The 18,350-nt window shown below is 61.0% G+C and carries 15 protein-coding genes; 12 read left to right on the plus strand and 3 right to left on the minus strand.

The features are described 5' to 3' along the window. Positions 1–46 precede the first annotated feature (46 nt). The gene (locus AC2FD8_RS14160) at positions 47–544 is read right to left on the minus strand and encodes a class I SAM-dependent methyltransferase (protein WP_496856885.1); all 498 of its coding nucleotides are present in this window, start codon (positions 542–544) and stop codon (positions 47–49) included. A 231-nt stretch (positions 545–775) separates the two neighbouring features. Between AC2FD8_RS14160 and AC2FD8_RS14165 the strand changes: the two genes are divergently transcribed. From AC2FD8_RS14165 to AC2FD8_RS14185, 5 genes are read left to right on the plus strand one after another with little or no spacing between them, the layout of a single operon-like run. Then, a complete protein-coding gene (locus tag AC2FD8_RS14165) occupies positions 776–2,548 on the plus strand; it encodes an ABC transporter ATP-binding protein (protein WP_496856884.1) in 1,773 nt (590 codons plus the stop codon). After that, positions 2,541–4,451, plus strand: a complete 1,911-nt coding sequence (locus tag AC2FD8_RS14170; protein WP_496856882.1) for an ABC transporter substrate-binding protein — start codon at positions 2,541–2,543, stop codon at positions 4,449–4,451. Before AC2FD8_RS14165 ends, AC2FD8_RS14170 begins: the two co-directional genes overlap by 8 nt. A 14-nt stretch (positions 4,452–4,465) precedes the next feature. Then, on the plus strand, positions 4,466–5,494 hold the full coding sequence (locus AC2FD8_RS14175; RefSeq protein ID WP_496856880.1) for an ABC transporter permease: 1,029 nt from the start codon (positions 4,466–4,468) through the stop codon (positions 5,492–5,494). Further along, positions 5,491–6,645 (plus strand): ABC transporter permease, encoded by a 1,155-nt coding sequence (locus AC2FD8_RS14180; protein ID WP_496856878.1) that lies wholly within the window; start codon positions 5,491–5,493, stop codon positions 6,643–6,645. Before AC2FD8_RS14175 ends, AC2FD8_RS14180 begins: the two co-directional genes overlap by 4 nt. Next, positions 6,642–7,985 carry a CoA transferase gene (locus AC2FD8_RS14185; RefSeq protein ID WP_496856876.1) on the plus strand — a complete coding sequence of 448 codons (1,344 nt, stop codon included), beginning with the start codon at positions 6,642–6,644 and terminating at the stop codon, positions 7,983–7,985. Before AC2FD8_RS14180 ends, AC2FD8_RS14185 begins: the two co-directional genes overlap by 4 nt. 91 nt (positions 7,986–8,076) lie before the next feature. Here AC2FD8_RS14185 and AC2FD8_RS14190 read toward each other — a convergent pair whose 3' ends face one another. Beyond that, complete coding sequence (locus tag AC2FD8_RS14190) at positions 8,077–10,437, minus strand: mechanosensitive ion channel domain-containing protein (RefSeq protein ID WP_496856874.1); 2,361 nt, start codon at positions 10,435–10,437, stop codon at positions 8,077–8,079. Between the two features lie 272 nt (positions 10,438–10,709). On the opposite strand from AC2FD8_RS14190, the gene AC2FD8_RS14195 reads away from it, so the two are divergent. From AC2FD8_RS14195 to AC2FD8_RS14225, 7 genes are read left to right on the plus strand one after another with little or no spacing between them, the layout of a single operon-like run. Further along, entirely contained in the window at positions 10,710–11,924 is a 1,215-nt protein-coding gene (locus AC2FD8_RS14195) for a glycosyltransferase family protein (protein ID WP_496856872.1), read from the plus strand. Beyond that, positions 11,921–13,168, plus strand: coding sequence for a glycosyltransferase family 4 protein (locus tag AC2FD8_RS14200; protein ID WP_496856870.1), 1,248 nt, complete (start codon positions 11,921–11,923; stop codon positions 13,166–13,168). Before AC2FD8_RS14195 ends, AC2FD8_RS14200 begins: the two co-directional genes overlap by 4 nt. Further along, positions 13,168–14,244 carry a glycosyltransferase family 4 protein gene (locus AC2FD8_RS14205; RefSeq protein ID WP_496856868.1) on the plus strand — a complete coding sequence of 359 codons (1,077 nt, stop codon included), beginning with the start codon at positions 13,168–13,170 and terminating at the stop codon, positions 14,242–14,244. Before AC2FD8_RS14200 ends, AC2FD8_RS14205 begins: the two co-directional genes overlap by 1 nt. Next, positions 14,241–14,825: a histidine phosphatase family protein gene (locus tag AC2FD8_RS14210; RefSeq protein ID WP_496856866.1), complete on the plus strand. Its 585-nt coding sequence runs from the start codon at positions 14,241–14,243 to the stop codon at positions 14,823–14,825. Before AC2FD8_RS14205 ends, AC2FD8_RS14210 begins: the two co-directional genes overlap by 4 nt. Continuing rightward, positions 14,822–15,964 carry a glycosyltransferase family protein gene (locus AC2FD8_RS14215; RefSeq protein ID WP_496856865.1) on the plus strand — a complete coding sequence of 381 codons (1,143 nt, stop codon included), beginning with the start codon at positions 14,822–14,824 and terminating at the stop codon, positions 15,962–15,964. The genes AC2FD8_RS14210 and AC2FD8_RS14215 overlap by 4 nt, the downstream gene beginning before the upstream one ends. After that, positions 15,961–16,731 (plus strand): polysaccharide deacetylase family protein, encoded by a 771-nt coding sequence (locus tag AC2FD8_RS14220; protein ID WP_496856863.1) that lies wholly within the window; start codon positions 15,961–15,963, stop codon positions 16,729–16,731. The genes AC2FD8_RS14215 and AC2FD8_RS14220 overlap by 4 nt, the downstream gene beginning before the upstream one ends. Further along, on the plus strand, positions 16,728–17,204 hold the full coding sequence (locus AC2FD8_RS14225; RefSeq protein WP_496856861.1) for a class I SAM-dependent methyltransferase: 477 nt from the start codon (positions 16,728–16,730) through the stop codon (positions 17,202–17,204). The genes AC2FD8_RS14220 and AC2FD8_RS14225 overlap by 4 nt, the downstream gene beginning before the upstream one ends. On the opposite strand, the gene AC2FD8_RS14230 is transcribed toward AC2FD8_RS14225, so the two are convergent. Further along, complete coding sequence (locus AC2FD8_RS14230) at positions 17,205–18,347, minus strand: alpha-D-ribose 1-methylphosphonate 5-triphosphate diphosphatase (RefSeq protein ID WP_496856859.1); 1,143 nt, start codon at positions 18,345–18,347, stop codon at positions 17,205–17,207. Positions 18,348–18,350: the final 3 nt, after the last annotated feature.

An 18,350-nucleotide genomic window follows, 5' to 3' on the forward strand; every position in this document is an offset into this window, starting at 1 on the left:
CCGGTTTGCCCGGCCTTTTCGTGGTACCTCGGCGACGCCTGAGGCGTCATCTCCGGTAGATAAAACAGCGCCCTTCAACCGCGCCCGCTGGCAACGGCAATTCAGTCAGCGTATCGAAATACATCCGGTCGCTGGACACCATCAGTCCACCGGGTGCCAGAAGCGGTTCAATCAAAGGCGAAACAAGCCGCGCAAAGGCATCGTTTTTTGTGCGGTTGTGCCCGCCCAGATCCGCATGAATCAGGCTGGCCGCCGCACCGAACCGATCCACTGATGCTGGCAGAGTGTCGCGCACGTCGCCCAAAATCACCTTGTCCTCGGGCGGGGTCGAGTCGGGGTGTGACGCCACCGCGCGTTCAAAGACAAATACCGGGCGATTTTGGATGTACTGGATCATGTGGTGGTAAGTTCGACCATTGCCCAGACCCAGTTCAAACACCGGCCCCGACATGCCATTTGTCTGTTCGATTGCAAAATCAAGGCAGGCGCGCTGCGACACCATGCGGTCAATAAACAGATCCAGTCGGCTTTGGTTTTCGGACACAGGGGATTCTCTCTTTGATAATCAACGCCAGCTCAATTGTTGCTGGTCACGAACTTGATGGCAAAAACTCAACTGTTTGTGTAGTTGTAGTTGCGAAAGTTTCACATTCCCGCGACATTTCAGCCTAAGAACGGGTTTGACGAGTCGCGTGAAACCGCGCGACAGTAAGTCAAAAAACGGGGAGACTGAAAAGCCGATGCTCATCTACGGCCAAACGGGTGGAAAACCCGAATGACTGCGTTGTTGTCCGTCAGGGATCTCAGCATCGGTTTCGGCACGGCAGATTCAGTCGTGCGAGACGTGAATTTCGATGTGGAGGCCGGACAGACACTTGCTTTGGTGGGTGAGTCGGGCTCGGGCAAAACAATCTCCTGCCGGGCCGTGTTGCGTATCCTACCGCGCGTAGCGCAGATTCGCAGCGGCTCGATTATTCTGAACGATTCCAAGGGCAAGGCCGATCTGACGCGAATCAATGAGCGGGAGATGCGCAGCATTCGCGGCAACCGCGTCTCGATGATCTTTCAGGAGCCGATGCGATCTTTGTCGCCACTACACAAGATCGGCAATCAGGTCAGCGAGGTCCTCTGGCTGCATCGCGGCGCGTCCGAAGCGCAGGCCCGCAAGGAAGTTCTAACCCAATTTGAACGCGTGGGCTTTCCCGACCCGCAGCGGGCCTATGACTCTTATCCCTTCGAGATGTCTGGCGGTATGCGCCAGCGCGCCATGATCGCCATGGCGATGGTGTCCAAACCTGAACTGCTGATCGCAGATGAGCCGACCACTGCGCTGGACGTGACCACGCAGGCGCAGGTTCTGGGGCTGATCAAGGAACTTCAGCGCGAAACCGGTATGGCACTGATCCTTGTTACACATGATCTGGGTGTGGTGGCGAATATGGCTGAACAAGTCGTCGTCATGCACAAGGGTCGCGTGATGGAGTCAGGCCCCGCCGCCCCCATTCTGACCGCCCCCGCGCATCCCTATACCAAACAGTTGTTCGATGCGGCCCCGGCCATTCCCGATCAGGACGCCGTCGGGTTGCCGATGCCCGACGAGGACCTGATCCTGCATATGAAAGGGGTCTCAAAGACCTATACGATGCGCTCCAGCAAGGGCTGGCAGGCCGACAAGCAAATCCATGCCTGCCGTGGTGTCGACCTGAAACTTGCACGTGGCAAGACGTTGGCGATTGTCGGCGAAAGCGGCTCAGGCAAGACAACGGCCGCCCGGATCGCCCTTGGTGCCGAGCTTCCCGACCCCGGCGGAGAGGTTCTGTTTTGCACCGCACAGGGCGAAGACCCTATCCCGGTTCACCAGATGACCCGCGCCCAGCGCACCGCGTTTCAACGCAAGGCGCAGATGGTGTTTCAGGACCCCTACAGCTCACTCAGTCCGCGGATGCGAATACAGGATGCGATGACTGAGCCGCTGGAAATTCACCGCATCGGTTCGATCTCGGAACAACGCGACAAGGCCGCCGAGATGCTGCAACGCGTGGGGCTGAACTCGGACATGCTGAAACGCTATCCGCATGCGTTTTCCGGCGGACAGAGGCAGCGCCTTTCTATCGCGCGCGCCATGATGCTGGACCCGCAGTTGATTGTCTGTGACGAGCCGACCTCGGCGCTGGATGTCTCGGTTCAGGAACAAATCCTGACACTGTTGGAGAACCTGCAGGACAGCCTGAACCTGTCTTATTTCTTCATCTCACACGACCTTGCCGTAGTCGCCCGTATCGCTGACGAAGTCGCCGTGATGCGTCGGGGGCTGATTGTCGAACAAGCCCCTCCCGAAACACTCTTCTACAATCCGCGCCATCCTTACACCAAGGCGTTGATTGCCGCTCAACCAGAACCCGACATTAACCGCCCGATTGACCTGCAAATGGTCTCTCTGGGTGCCGGCGCGCCGGACAGTTGGGATGAGGCCTTTCGTTTCTCGGACACCGTGATACCTTCGCTGGTGGAATTGGAACCGGGCCATAAGGTACGTTGCCATGTTTAAGACCACTCGCCCTCTGATGCTGGCCGCCACGCTGGCCTTTGGCTGGACGCTGCCCGCGCTGGCCGATCTGCCCGTCCTGCAAGAAAGCGGCTTTTGGTCGGATGAGGTGAACGCGGGCGATCTGCCCCCGGTCGCGGACCGTCTGCCCAAAGACCCGCTGGTGGTGGATTTGGCCGCGAAGGGCCGTGAATTCGGCACCCCCGGCGGCACGATGCGGACCATGGTGACCCGGTCCAAGGATATCCGCCAGATGGTTGTCTACGGCTACGCCCGACTGGTTGGGTTTGATGAGACCTATAGTATCGTGCCCGACATTTTGGCCTCGGTTGACAATGACGGGAACCGCAAATTCATCCTGCATTTGCGCGAAGGGCATAAATGGTCCGATGGCTCGCCGTTTACATCCGAGGATTTTCGGTATTGGTGGGAAGATGTCGCCAATAACGAGCTACTCAGCCCCTCCGGACCACCTGATTTTCTGATCGTCGAGGGCAAGGCCCCAACCGTCTCGTTCCCGGACGAGACGACAGTAATCTACGAATGGGATGATCCGAACCCGGATTTCCTGCAAACGCTGGCACAGGCCCGCCCGCCTTTCATCTACCGCCCGTCGGGTTTTCTGAAACAATTTCACGAGAACTATGTCGACCCCGAGGATCTGGCCGCGCAGGTCGATGATGCCCGCGTCAAAAGCTGGGCCGCCCTGCACAACAAACTCGACAACCTCTACAAGTTCGACAACCACAAGCTGCCCACGCTTCAGCCCTGGCTGAACGCAAGCTCGGGCAAGAAAATCCGCCACAACTTCGTCCGCAACCCGTATTACCACCGCATCGACTCCAAAGGGGTGCAATTGCCCTATATCGACGTGGTCGAGATGGAGATTGTGGCCCCCGGATTGGTGGCCGCCAAAACCAATGCGGGTGAGACCGACCTGCAAGGGCGTGGTCTGGCGTTCCGGGATGCTTCGATCCTGAAAAAGGGTGAGGCGGTTGGCGACTACAAGACGCTGCTGTGGGAAACCGGTGCGGCCTCGCAAATCGCGATCTATCCGAACCTGAACTACGCGGATGAGGTTTGGCGAGACGTGATGCGAGACGCGCGTGTGCGCCGCGCCCTGTCTTTGGGGATTGATCGCAAGACCATCAATCAGGCGCTCTATTTCAAACTGGCAAAACCGGGCGCGATGGCAGTTCTGCCTGCCTCTCCCTTCTACAGCGAGGAAAACGCGCAGGCCTGGGCCCAGTATGATCCCGATATGGCGAACGCCCTGCTGGATGAGGCCGGGCTGGCCGAGCGCGACAAGAACGGCATTCGCCTGCTGCCCGATGGCCGCCCGATGGAGTTGATCATCGAAACCGCCGGTGAGCGGCAGGAGGTCGAAAATGCCCTGCAGATCGTCACCGACACCTGGCGCGAGATTGGCGTCGATCTGGTGATGCGCCCACTGGACCGCGATATCCTGCGCAACCGGGTGTTTGCGGGCAACACCATGGCCTCGGTCTGGTTCGGCTGGGATGACGGTCTGCCGCAAATCCACACCTCGCCTGCCTATCTGGCCCCGACGGATCAGGTGTTCCTCGCCTGGCCAAAATGGGGGCAGTATTATCAGACCGGCGGCGAAGTGGGTGAGGCCCCCGACATGCCCGAGGCTGAGCGCCTGATGACCTTGGCCCATGACTGGGAAATCGCCGCCACAGATGAACAGCGCGCTGCCGTCTGGACCGAGATGCTGGATATCCACGCCGACCAGCTATACGCCATCGGTATTCTGAACGGCGCGCCGCAGCCCATTGTCGTCTCGAACCGTATGCGCAATGTCCCCGAGCGGGCCATGTGGGCGTGGGAACCCGGCGCACATTTCGGCGTGCATCGCCCGGATGAGTTCTTTTTGGTCGACTGAGCAGGAGCAGCTAAATGATCATGCTGCGCTATGCGGTTTATCGCTTCTTCACGATGCTGCTGACCCTTTTGGTGGTCTCGGTTCTTGTTTTTGTCATCATCAACCTGCCGCCCGGCGACTACCTGAGCAATCAGATCGCCGAGCTTCAGGCCTCAGGCCAATCCGCTGGTGTCGCCAAGGCCGAGTTTCTGCGGGCCGAATACGCATTGGACCGCCCCATGTGGGAGCAATACCTGATCTGGATGGGGTTCTGGCCCGGTCCTCATGGGTTCGACGGCCTGATCCAAGGCAATTACGGCTGGTCGTTCGAGTTTGACCGCCCTGTCTCGGATATTGTGGGCGACACGCTCTGGCTGACGGTTGTGGTCAATCTGGCGGCGATCCTGTTCGTCTACGCCGTCGCCCTGCCGCTGGGTGTGATCGCCGCCGCGCGGTCGCGGACGTGGATCGACTATACCTCGGCCTTTGTCGGCTATCTGGGTCTGGCCACGCCGAACTTTCTGCTGGCGCTGATCCTGTTCTACTATGGACACCAATATTTCAACCTGCCCATCGGTGGCCTGATGGACCCCAAATTCGAAGGCGAACCGATGAGCTGGGACAAGCTGAAATCCATCCTTGTCCACCTGATCGTGCCTACCTTCGTCATCGGCACCTCGGGCGCGTCGGCGATGATGCAGCGCCTGCGCGCGAACATGCTGGACGAACTGGGCAAGCCTTATGTTGAGACAGCCGTTGCCAAGGGCATGGCCCCGTCGCGGATGCTAACCAAATACCCGTTGCGCGTGGCCTTCAACCCGTTCGTCGCCGACATTGGCAACCTGCTGCCCTCGATGGTGTCCGGCTCGGTTCTGGTGTCGGTGGTGTTGGGCCTGCAAACCATTGGCCCGACCCTGCTGACGGCGCTGAAAACGCAGGATCAGTTTCTGTCGGCGTTCATTTTGATGTTCGTGGCACTGCTGACCCTGATCGGCACCATGATCTCGGACATCCTGCTGGTCCTGCTCGACCCGCGCATTCGGTATGAGGGGCGAGACGCATGACCCAACGCCCTGACGATCGCTATGTTGACGACGCCCCGTTCGATCCGCAGGCCTCGGTCCAACAGCTTGAGCGCGCCGATCTGGACGCCCCGAACTGGGTGCTGGTCTGGCGTAAGTTCCGTACGCACAAGCTGGGCCTGATTTCGGGCGTCTTTCTGCTGTTGTGCTACCTGATGCTGCCATTTGCAGGATTCATCGCCCCCTATGGCCCCAATGACCGGAACGGAGAGCACCTCTACGCCCCGCCCCAGTCGATCAACTGGTTCCACGAGGGCGAGTTCGTCGGTCCATATGTCTACCCCATCACGGCCGAAGCGGATCTTGAGACCTTCCAGTGGAAGTTCATTCCCGACACCGAGGATCCTCGTCCGATCAAGTTCTTCTGTGAAGGGTCCGAGTATCGCTTGGCCGGATTCATCCCCTCTGACACGCATCTGTTCTGTGCCCCTGATGGCGCGACACTGTTCCTCTGGGGCTCGGACCGGCTGGGCCGCGATATCTTCAGCCGCATCCTCTATGGCGCGCAGTTGTCGCTGACCGTCGGTCTGATCGGCATTTCGGTATCGTTCTTCCTTGGCATCCTCTTCGGCTCTATGGCCGGGTATTTCGGAGGGCGGATCGACTGGAGCATCAACCGCGTGATCGAAGTCCTGCGATCCCTACCTGAACTGCCGCTCTGGCTCGCCTTGTCCGCCGCCGTGCCCTCAAACTGGAGCCCCGTCGCAGTCTTCTTCATCATCTCGATCATCCTCGGCATTCTCGACTGGCCCGGCCTCGCCCGTTCCGTTCGCGCCAAGTTCCTGTCCCTGAGGGAAGAGGAATATGTCCGCGCGGCTGAGATGATGGGCGCAAGTTCGAGCCGGGTCATCCGCAAGCACCTGTTGCCGAACTTCATGTCGCATCTGATCGCCTCGGCCACCTTGTCGATTCCCGCAATGATCCTCGGGGAAACGGCGCTGTCCTTCCTCGGCCTCGGCCTGCGCGCGCCTGCGGTCAGTTGGGGCGTGATGCTGAACGATGCGCAGAACCTCGCCTCGATCGAGATCTACCCATGGACGGCCATTCCGATGCTGCCCATCATCGTCGTCGTTCTGGCCTTCAACTTTCTTGGTGACGGTTTGCGCGACAGTCTGGACCCCTATCAGCAATGAGCCTGCTGTCCTCCCTTCCGGCGGCCGACAGCTATCGCACCACCGGCGAGGGATCCCTACCCAGCGCCTTTGCCGTCTCCGAGCTGGCAACAGCCAGCTTTGCAGCCGTTGGTCAGGAGCTGGCCCGCTTCATGGCCGCCGCAAACCTGTCATCAACCGTGCCAGAGATCACGGTAGATCATCGCCTCGCTTCGCTCTGGTATCGCTATTCCTTCAAGCCCGATGGCTGGGAAATGCCTAACCTGTGGGACGCCATCGCAGGCGACTACCGCGCGTCTGACGGTTGGATCAGGTTGCACACCAACCTGCCCCACCACCGCGCTGCCGCCCTGAAGGTTCTGGGTTCAGAAGCCGACCGCGAAGCCGTATCTCAGGCCCTGCGCAGCTGGGCAGTCGCTGACCTCGAAAGCGCCGTTGTGGCCGAGGGCGGCGTCGCAGCCGCCATGCGCAGCCGCGCCGATTGGCTGGACCACCCGCAAGGCCGCGCCGTTGCCCGCGACCCGCTGATCAGTTGGCAGAACCCTCGGCAGATCACTCTGCAAGATCGGCCGGCTGCAACAGCCGAACGCCCGCTTGCCGGCCTGCGCGTCCTCGACCTGACCCGCGTTCTGGCTGGTCCTGTCTCAACCCGCACACTGGCAGGATTCGGAGCAGATGTATTGCGCATCGACCCTCCTGACTGGGATGAACCCGGCGTGATCCCCGACATCTCGCTGGGCAAACGCTGCGCCTATCTGGATCTGAAGTCGACCGAAGGCCTGACCCAACTGCAAGACCTGTTGTCACAAGCAGATGTATTCATCCACGGCTACCGCCCCGGCGCGCTTGAGGCCCTGGGGATTGGCAGAGCGAAACGCGACGAGCTTGCCCCCAACCGGATCGAGGTCACTCTGGACGCCTATGGCTGGCAGGGCCCTTGGGCCACACGCCGAGGTTTCGACAGTCTGGTTCAGATGAGCGCGGGCATCGCGCATGCCGGGATGGAATGGGCAAAGGCCGACAAACCCACCCCATTGCCGGTTCAGGCTCTGGATCACGCGACCGGATATCTGATGGCAGCAGCCGTTCTCTCGGCACTGGCCGAGGCAGCATCGGGGAACTCGATCATGCACGCCCATCTGTCGTTGGCACGCACCGCCGAGTTGCTGGCCATTCTTGGCAAAACCGACGCAGGGCAAGACAGGATCGAGGCTAAGCAACCCGACTATGGCGATGAAACGGAACAGTCCGGATGGGGGGTCGGCCATCGCCTGAAATCGGCACTGACCATTGGTCAAACAGCGATGAGGTGGGACCTGCCCGCCCCCCGACTGGGCACATCGAACCCAACCTGGCCCTGATGCGCCCACCGCCGCGCGGCACGCGCGGCCTGGCCCAACGCTTTGGAAGGCGTCTCGTCAGAGACGCAGCCCAAAGCGGCGGGAGAGCGCCCTAGCGGTCGTCGCCACCCGGTCCGATATCGTCCAGATAGTCCTCGTCAATCGCGGCCTGAACCGCGCCCGTCACCGCCTCGCGCTGTTTCGGCGTCAGGTCTTCGGCCTCTTTACCATCGGCTAGGCGAACGGTCACCTCGCGATGGGCAAACTTGATGCCTTCGCGGGCAAACAGCTCTCGGATGTCCTGATAGACCTTCTTGCGCACCAACCACTGATCACCCGGCTTGGTCATGAACTTGACCCGGATGATCATCGCCGAATCCTGCATCTCGATCACACCCTGCGACTTCAGCGGCTGGATGAAATTGTCACCGATCACCGGATCACTCAGCAACTCCTGACCCAGTTTCTTGATCAACTTGCGCACCTTTTCAACGTCCGTGTCATAGGTCACGCGCAGAGGCAGCTTCATGATCACCCAGTCACGCGAATAGTTGGTCAGAACCTTGATCTCGCCAAAGGGAATGGTGTTCAGCGCGCCCAGATGGTGGCGCAGCTGGAATGACCGGACCGAGATCTTCTCGACCGTCCCTTTCACATCGCCGATGTCGATATACTCCCCCTTGCGGAACGCATCATCCATCAGGAAGAACGCGCCGGAAAAGATGTCCCGCACCAGAGTTTGCGAGCCAAAACCAACCGCCAGACCAACAACGCCAGCACCAGCAAACAGCGGGCTGACATTGATCCCCAGCTCCATCAGCGCGATCAGCACGATGGTCACGACAACAACGGCCAGAATGGCCCCCCGGAACAGCGGCAGCAACGTGGCCAGACGGCTTTGCCCGCCTTCACCGCCTTCATCGCCCAGTTCGGCCTCGTCGCCACTATCGGCCACTTCATCGGCAATCTTGGTGTCGATCCAGATGCGGAAGAAATTGAACAGGATATAACCGATGAACAGGATCACCATCACATCCAGCGCCCGGCCTACGGGCAAATCCTCGCTCCAGCTTGCCTCGGGGTTCCAGATCACCACCAGCGCGTAGCTGCCCACGACAAATGCCAGAATGCCAGCCACCCGGCGGGCCAGATCCTCGAATGTCAGAATGGCATGTTTGCGCTGCGCCGCCTCGGGCGAGGGCGCTATTTGCTCGATCTCTGCCTCGGCATTGATCCGCTCGATCTGGCGGTTGCGGTCAAAATAGCGCTCCAACAGATAATTCATCGCGCCATAGGCCACGACAACCGACATGAAGATCGCATAGCTGCTGGCAACAATCGGGATCGAATTGTCATTCTCCAGCACAAGATCCACAGCCAGTTTGCACCAGCTGAAGGCGATGTACACAATCAGGACCGGCGCCCAGGCATAGGAGATAGAGCGCAAGATCCAGGACACCTGACCGGGCGCGCGGCCGCCTCGGATCGCGTTCGAAATGGCCCCCGCATTGAACAGGATCATCAGGATATTCAACAGCGCGCCAAACAGGGTCAGGCACCCATAAACCAAAGCGTACACGTTGTAGTTCAGACCGAAATCCGCCACCCAGGTCGAAAACAGAACGACCGATACGTCATAGGTCGCCACCGCCGAGGCCCAGATATACAACCGCTTGGCGTGGCGGTCGGAAAAGGGTGGCAGGCGATATTGGCTCAGATAGGGTGACAGAACCATCCGCCACAGATCCGAAATCGTGCGGGACAGGAAAAAGGCCGTGAAAATTGCGGTCACGGTAAACTGGATCGAGATATCTTCAGCCTCGCCAAAGAACAGATAGCCCACGATCAACGCCATCAACATGGCAAAGATCGTGCCGCCAATCCCCATTACAAACCGATAGACAAGAAACGGCATCTTCTCGCGATAGCCTCGCGGGTTTTCCTTGATCCGGGCCACAACCCAGCGTTTGGCGAACCGTTTGCCGTAAATCTCGGTCGACAGCCAACGCCCCAACAACAGGAAGAGGATGTTCCAGCCCAGAACCTCGACATAGGTCTGGATACGGCCGTCCGGGCTGGTTTGACGCAGGACATACTCGACTTCGAACACCGAATAGGGCAACGCCTCAAGGCGCGACTGAACCGACGCGCGGAACTTCGAGAAACGCTCCTGCGTCCTCATAAGTTGCGAGGACTCGGCCATGGGGTCAGCATCAGCTGGTTCTGCTTCGGGCTGCTCGCCCGCGGACGAGACCAGATTGCCCGAACTGTCTATGACAATGACGCTGGCACCGGCCTCGGTGGCGGTACGGATCGCGTCAGCCAGATCGCTGTCTTCTGTCGAATTATCCTCGGACACCGTGCCCGAACTATAACCCGGTATCAGCGAGGTTTGCGCCATGACACTGGCCGGAAATGCCAACAACAAGGCCCAAATCGCAAAGAGCGTCGCGGCCAGAAAGTTCGTTTTCATAGGGTCTTGCATCCAATTGCGGTACTGGCGCACACCGTACAGAACCTGTTGGCCATGTTCAAATCCTCACGCTCGACTGTTTTCAACCGATGACCGAAACGGCAAAGACTGGTGCAAATTGAACCCATACCCCAATATCCTGTTGCCAAATCGCCATGTTTGCCACATTTGCAGGCAGGCGATTTCCCCTTTGGCAAGCGCATCATAAGGATATACGGTAGCGCTTGCATACGCGCGGATGCAGCACCCAGACCAATAAAACGGGCGACCCTATGAGCCTAGGCAAAAAACAAGACAATCCGGACCGCGCGCCGCGCCTGCTATTTTACAGCCACGATACCTTTGGGTTAGGCCACTTGCGCCGTTCGCGCGCGCTGGCGGCGGCGATGACCGAAGCCGACCCAAGCGCATCCGCGTTGATCCTGACCGGATCGCCTGTGGCCGGGCGTTTCACCTTTCCCCGCCGCGTCGACCATGTGCGCCTGCCCGGGGTGACCAAACGCTCGGACGGGTCCTATGCGGCCCGCACGATTGGCATGGGTATTGATGAGGTGACCGAGCTGCGCTCGAGCCTGATCAAGACAGCCGTTCAGCAATTCGACCCCGATGTCCTGATCGTCGACAAGGAACCCACCGGTTTTCGCGGAGAGCTGCTGCCGACGCTGGAATTCCTCGAACAGTCCTGCGACACCAAGCTGGTTCTGGGCCTGCGCGATGTTCTGGACGAGCCCGAGGTTCTGGCCGCTGAATGGGACCGCAAGGATGCGATCGCCGCGACCGAACGGTTCTATCATGAAATCTGGGTCTACGGATTGCATTCGATCTACGACCCGACCGAGGGTCTGCCCCTCAGCCCCTCGGCCCGGTCGCGCCTGCACTGGACCGGCTATCTGCGCCGCGACCTCGGCCCGATCGGAGACTCCCCGGAACAACCCTATATCCTGATCACGCCCGGTGGTGGCGGCGATGGCAAGGCGATGGTCAATCTGGTCCTCTCGGCCTACGAACAGGACCCGACCCTGTCGCCCCGTGCGGTGCTGGTCTATGGGCCCTTCCTGTCGGGCGAGTCGCGCGATGAGTTTGAAACCCGCGTGGCCGCGCTGAATGGGCGCGTGACGGCGGTCGGGTTCGAATCCCAGATCGAAACGCTTTTTGCCGGGGCAGCGGGCGTTGTCTGCATGGGCGGTTACAACACGTTCTGCGAGGTGCTGTCCTTCGACAAACGTGCGGTCATCGTGCCGCGCACCACGCCCCGATTGGAACAATGGATACGCGCCTCGCGCGCTGAAAACCTTGGCCTTGTCCGCATGCTGGACGAACAGCGCGACGGGTTGACGACAGACGCAATGATCCGCGCAATCCGCGAACTGCCGAGTCAGCCCCTGCCCTCGCAGGCGATCAGCGACGGTTTGCTGGACGGTCTGGACTATGTGACAGGCCGCGTCGATGCGCTGCTGCGTCGGGAACAGGAACGAGCGACCGGATGACATCCCAAGACCCGAAACTCGCGGTGCTGGTCAAAGGATGGCCGCGCCTGTCCGAGACGTTTATTGCTCAGGAACTGGTCGCCTTGCAGGAGGCCGGGCATCAGTTTGACATCTGGTCCCTGCGCCACCCAACCGACACCAAGCGCCATCCTCTGCATGACCGGTTCAAGGGTCAGGTGCGCTATCTGCCCGAGTACCTCTATCAGGAACCACAGCGCGTCTGGGCCGCACGGGCCATCGCCCAGCGCCTGCCCGGCTATGCCGAGGCCCACCGCGTTTGGCGGCAGGACCTGCGCCGCGACCCGACCCACAACCGCATTCGCCGCTTCGGACAGGCCTGCGTTTTGGCAGCGGAACTACCGGGCGCAACGCAGGCGCTCTATGCCCATTTCATGCACACGCCCTCATCGGTGGCGCGCTATGCCGCCATCATGCGCGGTGTACCATGGAGCTTTTCGGCCCACGCCAAGGATATCTGGACTTCGCCCGAATGGGAAAAGCGCGAAAAGCTGCAAGCGGCAACCTACGGCGCTGCCTTCGGGGCCACATGTACCGCTATAGGGGCCGCCCATCTGCGGGAGCTGGCGGATGACCCCGCACGCGTTGACCTGATCTACCACGGGTTGGACCTTGCCCGCTTTCCAAGCCCCGCGAACCGGGAGCTTCGCCCGGCGGACGGGCCGTTTCAAATGATCTCGGTCGGGCGGCTGGTCGAAAAGAAAGGCTTCGACCGCCTGATTGATGCCTTGGCCTTGCTGCCCGAGGCGCTGGACTGGCATTGGACCCATATCGGCGGTGGCGCCTTGGGGGACGTACTGCGCGACCGCGCCACGGCAGCCGGCATCGCCGACCGGATCAGCTGGAAAGGCGCCTGCGATCAGCCTGAAGTGATCGAGGCCATGCGCGCGGCCGACCTCTTCGTCCTGCCCAGCCGCATTGCCGAGGATGGTGACCGCGACGGGTTGCCCAATGTGTTGATGGAGGCCGCCTCGCAACGCCTGCCGATCCTATCGACGCCGGTGTCGGCGATTCCTGAATTCATCACCTCAGGCACCCACGGCATCCTGTCGGATGACGACCCAAAGGCGCTGGCCGACGCGATGCTGATGCTTGCGCGCGATCCCGAAACCACCGCCAAAATGGCCCATGCCGCCTATGACCGTTTGCTGGCCGAGTTCCGGATGGACCCGGGTATCGCGCGGCTTTCGGATCGGCTGAACGCTTTGTGCCCGGAAACGGTCTGATGGCTCGCGTGGCGTTCTACGCCCCTATGAAGTCTCCACACAGCCCGACCCCTTCGGGCGACCGCGAGATGGCGCGGAACCTGATCACCGCCATTGCCGCCGAGGGGGATCACGTCGACCTTGTCTCCGAGCTGCGGATCTATGACAAGCACGGAGATACCTCCAAACAGCACGCCTTGCGCGCGGCGGCCGAAGCCGAAACTCAACGCCTGATCACCGCGTTGCCGCAAGACACTTCGCTTTGGGTGACCTATCACAACTACTACAAAGCCCCGGATCTGATTGGCCCGCAGGTCTGCGCGGCGCGGCGGATCCCCTATGTTCAAATGGAAAGCACACGGGCCAGCAGCCGCCTGAATGGCCCTTGGGCCGGGTTCGCGCAATCCGCCCATGAGGCCTGCGATGCGGCCAAGGTGATTTTCTATCACACCGCAAATGATCTGATCACGTTGGAGCGAGACCGCTTTGGCACTCAGGCTCTGGTCGAATTACCACCGTTTCTGCCGATTTCGGATTTGCCCCCTCAGGCCGCTGCCGAGGGCCCGATGCTGGCGGTCGGCATGATGCGGCACGGGGACAAGCTGGCCTCATATCAGCTGCTGGCCGAAGCCCTGACATATCTCACTGGCGATTGGCAGTTGCAGATCGCAGGCGACGGACCGGCCCGAGGCGAAGTTGAAGCACTCATGGCCCCGTTCGGCGAAAAGGTCACGTTACTGGGCCAACTGGATCAAGAGAGCTTGGGCCAACTCTATCAGAACTCGGGGTTTGTGGTCTGGCCCGGCGTCAACGAAGCCTACGGCATGATCTATCTTGAGGCTCAGGCCGCGGGCCTGCCTGCGGTCGCGCAAGACCGCCCCGGCGTGCGTGACGTGCTTTCGCCCTCGGACTACCCGAGTGTCGAACAAGCGGCGCAAGGCCTGGCCCGACACATGCAGTCCCTGTTGCAAAACCGTGAAGAGCGGCGGCGGCTGGGGAGAAAGGCTCGCCAATACGTTGCCGACCGCCACCTGATGTCGGGCGCGACGCGGCGGTTCTGGCAGGCCCTCCGGCCCATGTTGGAGGGTTCCGCATGACCAGATTGGCCTTGCTGCGACACGGTCATACACCTTGGAACCGCGCCGGACAAATTCAGGGGCGCAGCGACATCGCACTGGACCCCGAAGCGCGGACTGAACTGTCCGGATACGCTCTGCCCGCCTCTTGGGAGCAGGTCCAGATCTGGGCCAGCCCGTTGCATCGTGCGCGTGAGACGGCGCAGATCATCTCGGGCCGTGCCCCGATGACCAGCGATGCGCTGATCGAGATGAACTGGGGCGATTGGGAGGGGCTGCGCGGTGTAGACCTGATTGCAGACCCGGCCAGCGGCTACAAACATATCGAAGACTGGGGTTGGGACTACCGCCCTCCGAATGGCGAAAGCCCAGCTGAGGTTGCAGATCGTCTCGCGCCTTGGCTGGCAGAACTCCGGCAAGACGCCCTGGCCGTATGTCACATCGGCATCATGCGGGTCATTCTGGCGCGGGCCTGGGGATGGGGTTTTGAAGGCCCTGCCCCTTTCAAAATCAAGCGCAACAGGCTCTATGTCATCGACATGGAGACGATGACGCCCGAAGCAGAACCAACCCGCCTGAACAAGCGCGAGGCCACGCCATGAAAGTGATGCTTGTCGTCACCCACCTGTTGGGAACCGGGCACCTGAGCCGAACCTTGACGCTGGGGCGTGCCTTTGCTGGTGCAGGCCATGAGGTGATGGTGGTTTCTGGCGGCATGTCAGCGCCGCAGCTTGACAGCACGGGCCTGACGCTGTTTGGCTTGCCGCCGTTGCGCTCGGACGGGACCAACTTTACCCGGCTGTTGGGTGAGGATGGCAAAGAGGCCGATGAAACCTATCGCAACGCGCGAACCGTGGCGTTGGTTGAGGCCGTCCGCTCGTTCCGTCCGGACGTGCTGATCACCGAGCTTTTCCCCTTTGGCCGCCGCGTGTTGGCAGGTGAATTCGAGGCTGCTCTGACCACCGCGCGGGCACTGCCGCACAACCCCGTCATCCTCAGCTCAATCCGCGATATTCTGGCGCCGCCGTCCAAACCCTCCAAGGCCGAACGGGCCGAAGAGATAATTGACGCGTTTTATGACGGTGTTCTGGTTCACGCGGATGAGCGTATCACGCCGCTGACTGTCAGCTGGCCCGTCTCGGAGCGGCTGGCCGGATATTTGCACTATACCGGCTTTGTCGCGCCGGTTGCACCGCAGCCCCATCCGGACGGTGTTGGTGAGGGAGAGATTCTGGTCAGCGCGGGCGGTGGATCGGTAGGGCAGCCGATCTTTCACGCGGCCATCGAGGCCGCCCGAAAGATGCCCAACAGGCGCTGGCGCCTGTTGGTGGGCGGGCGTGATGCCGAAGCACGCATTTCTGAACTGTCGCGGCTGGCCGAAGGCGCGCCTGTGATCATCGAACCTGTGCGCCCGGATTTTCGGCAAATGCTCCCTCATGCAGCGGCGTCGGTGAGCATGTGCGGCTACAACACCGCAATGGACCTGCTGCAATCGGGTACTCCGGCGGTGATGGTGCCGTTTGATGACGGGAATGAAGTGGAACAAAGCCTGCGCGGGCAAAGCCTGTCTGCGCTTTCGGCGATGGAAGTTCTTCCCAGCAAAGACCTTGACGCGGCCCGTCTTTCCGAGGCGCTGCAGAGAGTCATTTCAGACGTGCCCCGTTCGACGCAGGGCTTTGGCTTCGACGGAGCACAGCGCAGCGTTGAGATCGCTCAGAGGCTCTGGGACGCGCGCAGATGATGGTAGACTGGCACATATTGGACGAAGAACTGGCGATTTGGCGCGACCAAGGGTTGTCTTTTCCGCTGTGGTGGCGGGACGACGATGCGATTGCTCCGACGCCTCAGTTGGACCAACTCTCCGCCTTGTCTGAACGGCTTGGGATTTCGGTTCACCTGGCGATCATCCCGCGTGATGCGACAAGCGAACTGGCCTCTTCCATGGCGCAGCGGCCGAACCTGATACCGGTTGTCCACGGCTGGGCGCATGAAAACCACGCTCCGCCAGAGGAAAAGAAATCCGAATTCCGGCTGCACCGTCCCATGGAGACGATCTTGCAGGACGCCGAGGCCGGTATGACGCGCCTGCAATCCCTATTTCCGGATAGTTTGTGTCCCATGTTCGTCCCCCCGTGGAACCGTATCGCGCCCGAGATTGCCGCACGTCTGCCCGATCTCGGGTATGAAATCCTCTCGACCGCGACCCCTCGGACATCGGCGCAGGCCGCGCCGGGGTTGGAGCAGGTCAACACCCATATCGACCCGATCGACTGGCGCGGCAGCCGCAGTTTGGCGGCACCTGACGCGCTGATCCGGGACACCACCGCGCTGCTGCAGGACCGCCGGGAAGGGCGCGCCGACAACAGCGAACCGCTCGGCGTATTGACCCATCATCTGGTCCATGATCAAGACATCTGGGCCTTTACCGAAGCCTTGCTGAAACACCTGCTGAACGGGCCGGCGACCCTCTGGACCGCCCCCGGACACGGAAACGGAGACCCCGAATGAGCCGACTGGATTCCATGCTGCGCCGCCTGACCGCGCAACGCGACGGGCTGAATTGGGCCGCTGCGAAGATCGCTGATCAGACAGGTGATGTGCTGGACATGGGGTTGGGCAATGGGCGCACCTATGACCATCTGCGTGAAATCCTGCCTGAGCGTCGCATCTGGGTGATGGATCGCGTTTTGCAATGCCACCCCGACAGCACGCCTCCGGAACAGGATTTCCTGCAGGGCGAGGCCGAACCGATGCTGCGAAAGCTTGCCAGCGCAGGTCACAAGATGGCGATGGCGCACTATGATTTCGGTCGGGGGATCAAGGCGGATGACGTGGCCGAGGCGGCGCGCCTCAGCCCTCTGATCGCGCAGGTGATGCAGCCCGGAGGATTGCTGATCTCGGGCCAGCCACTGGTCGGGTTCGATCAGATCGAAGGGCCAGAAACCATCGCTCCGGACCGCTACCTGTTCTACATGGCCTGATCAGGCGACGCGTCGCCCGCGCGACCAGACCGCATTCAGGGCGGGAACACCTGCCCGCATGCGGAACCGGATCAGATCCGCGCGGGCGCCGGTGCGCAACACGCCCCTGTCCTCGAGCCCCACGGCCTGCGCCGGGGATTGGGTTGCAGTCCGCAGCCCGCGCGCCATGTCACCCCACATCTGCCCCAACCGCACAGCCGACAGCAGCAAGGCCGAGGGCACGTAGTCGGACGAGATGATATCCAGATGGCCCAGATCGGCCAGTTCCTGCGCCGCGACGTTGCCCGAATGCGACCCACCCCGGATGATGTTCGGCGCCCCCATCATGACCTTTATATCGTGCATGTGGCAGGCACGAGCAGCTTCAACCGTCGTCGGGAACTCGGCCAGACGAATGCCGTGATCTGCGGAAACCCGGACCTGCTCTTCCGTCGTGTCATCGTGGCTGGCCAAAACCGCACCAAATCGGTTGGCGGCCTTGACGGTCTCAACCTCATGCTTTTCGCCATTCCGGTCACGCAGCCCTTTCAGATGGGCCACGTGTTGCATGAACGTATCATCGTCCATGGCGTATTTGCCCTTCATATAGGCCTCAAGCTTCGAGAGATCGCGAAACTGCCTCTGACCCGGTGTGTGATCCATGATCGAGACAAGACCAACACGGTCCTCAGGGCCGAACTCGTCTAGTTCTTCGACCAGTGTTTCAGAACACACCTCGGCCCTGAGATGCAGGAAGTGGCTGATCTTCAGCGCATCCTGTTCGCGCAGGTCCCAAAGTTCCTGCGACAGGCCGCGCGCGTATTTCAGATACCGGGCCGCGCCTGAGGGGATGGACCCGATCCGCATCGCGTCAAACACGGTGGTGATCCCGGTGCTTGCCAACTCGGCATCATGGGCGAGGATCGCGGCGGCGTGGGGCCAGTCGACCTTGGGGCGCGGCTGGATGTGACGCTCAAGGTTGTCCGTGTGCAGCTCGACCAGACCCGGGCTGATATAGTCGCCTTCGCAATCGACCGCGCCAGCGGGGACCACAGCGCCTGTGTCGATATCCGCAATGCTTTCTCCTATGACCCGAACGCTCCCTGTGACGGTTTCGTTCGGAAGAACGAGCGTGGCATTGGCAAGGATCATTTCTTCTGTCATCTG

Source organism: Ruegeria sp. YTSC192 (genome assembly GCF_059609705.1).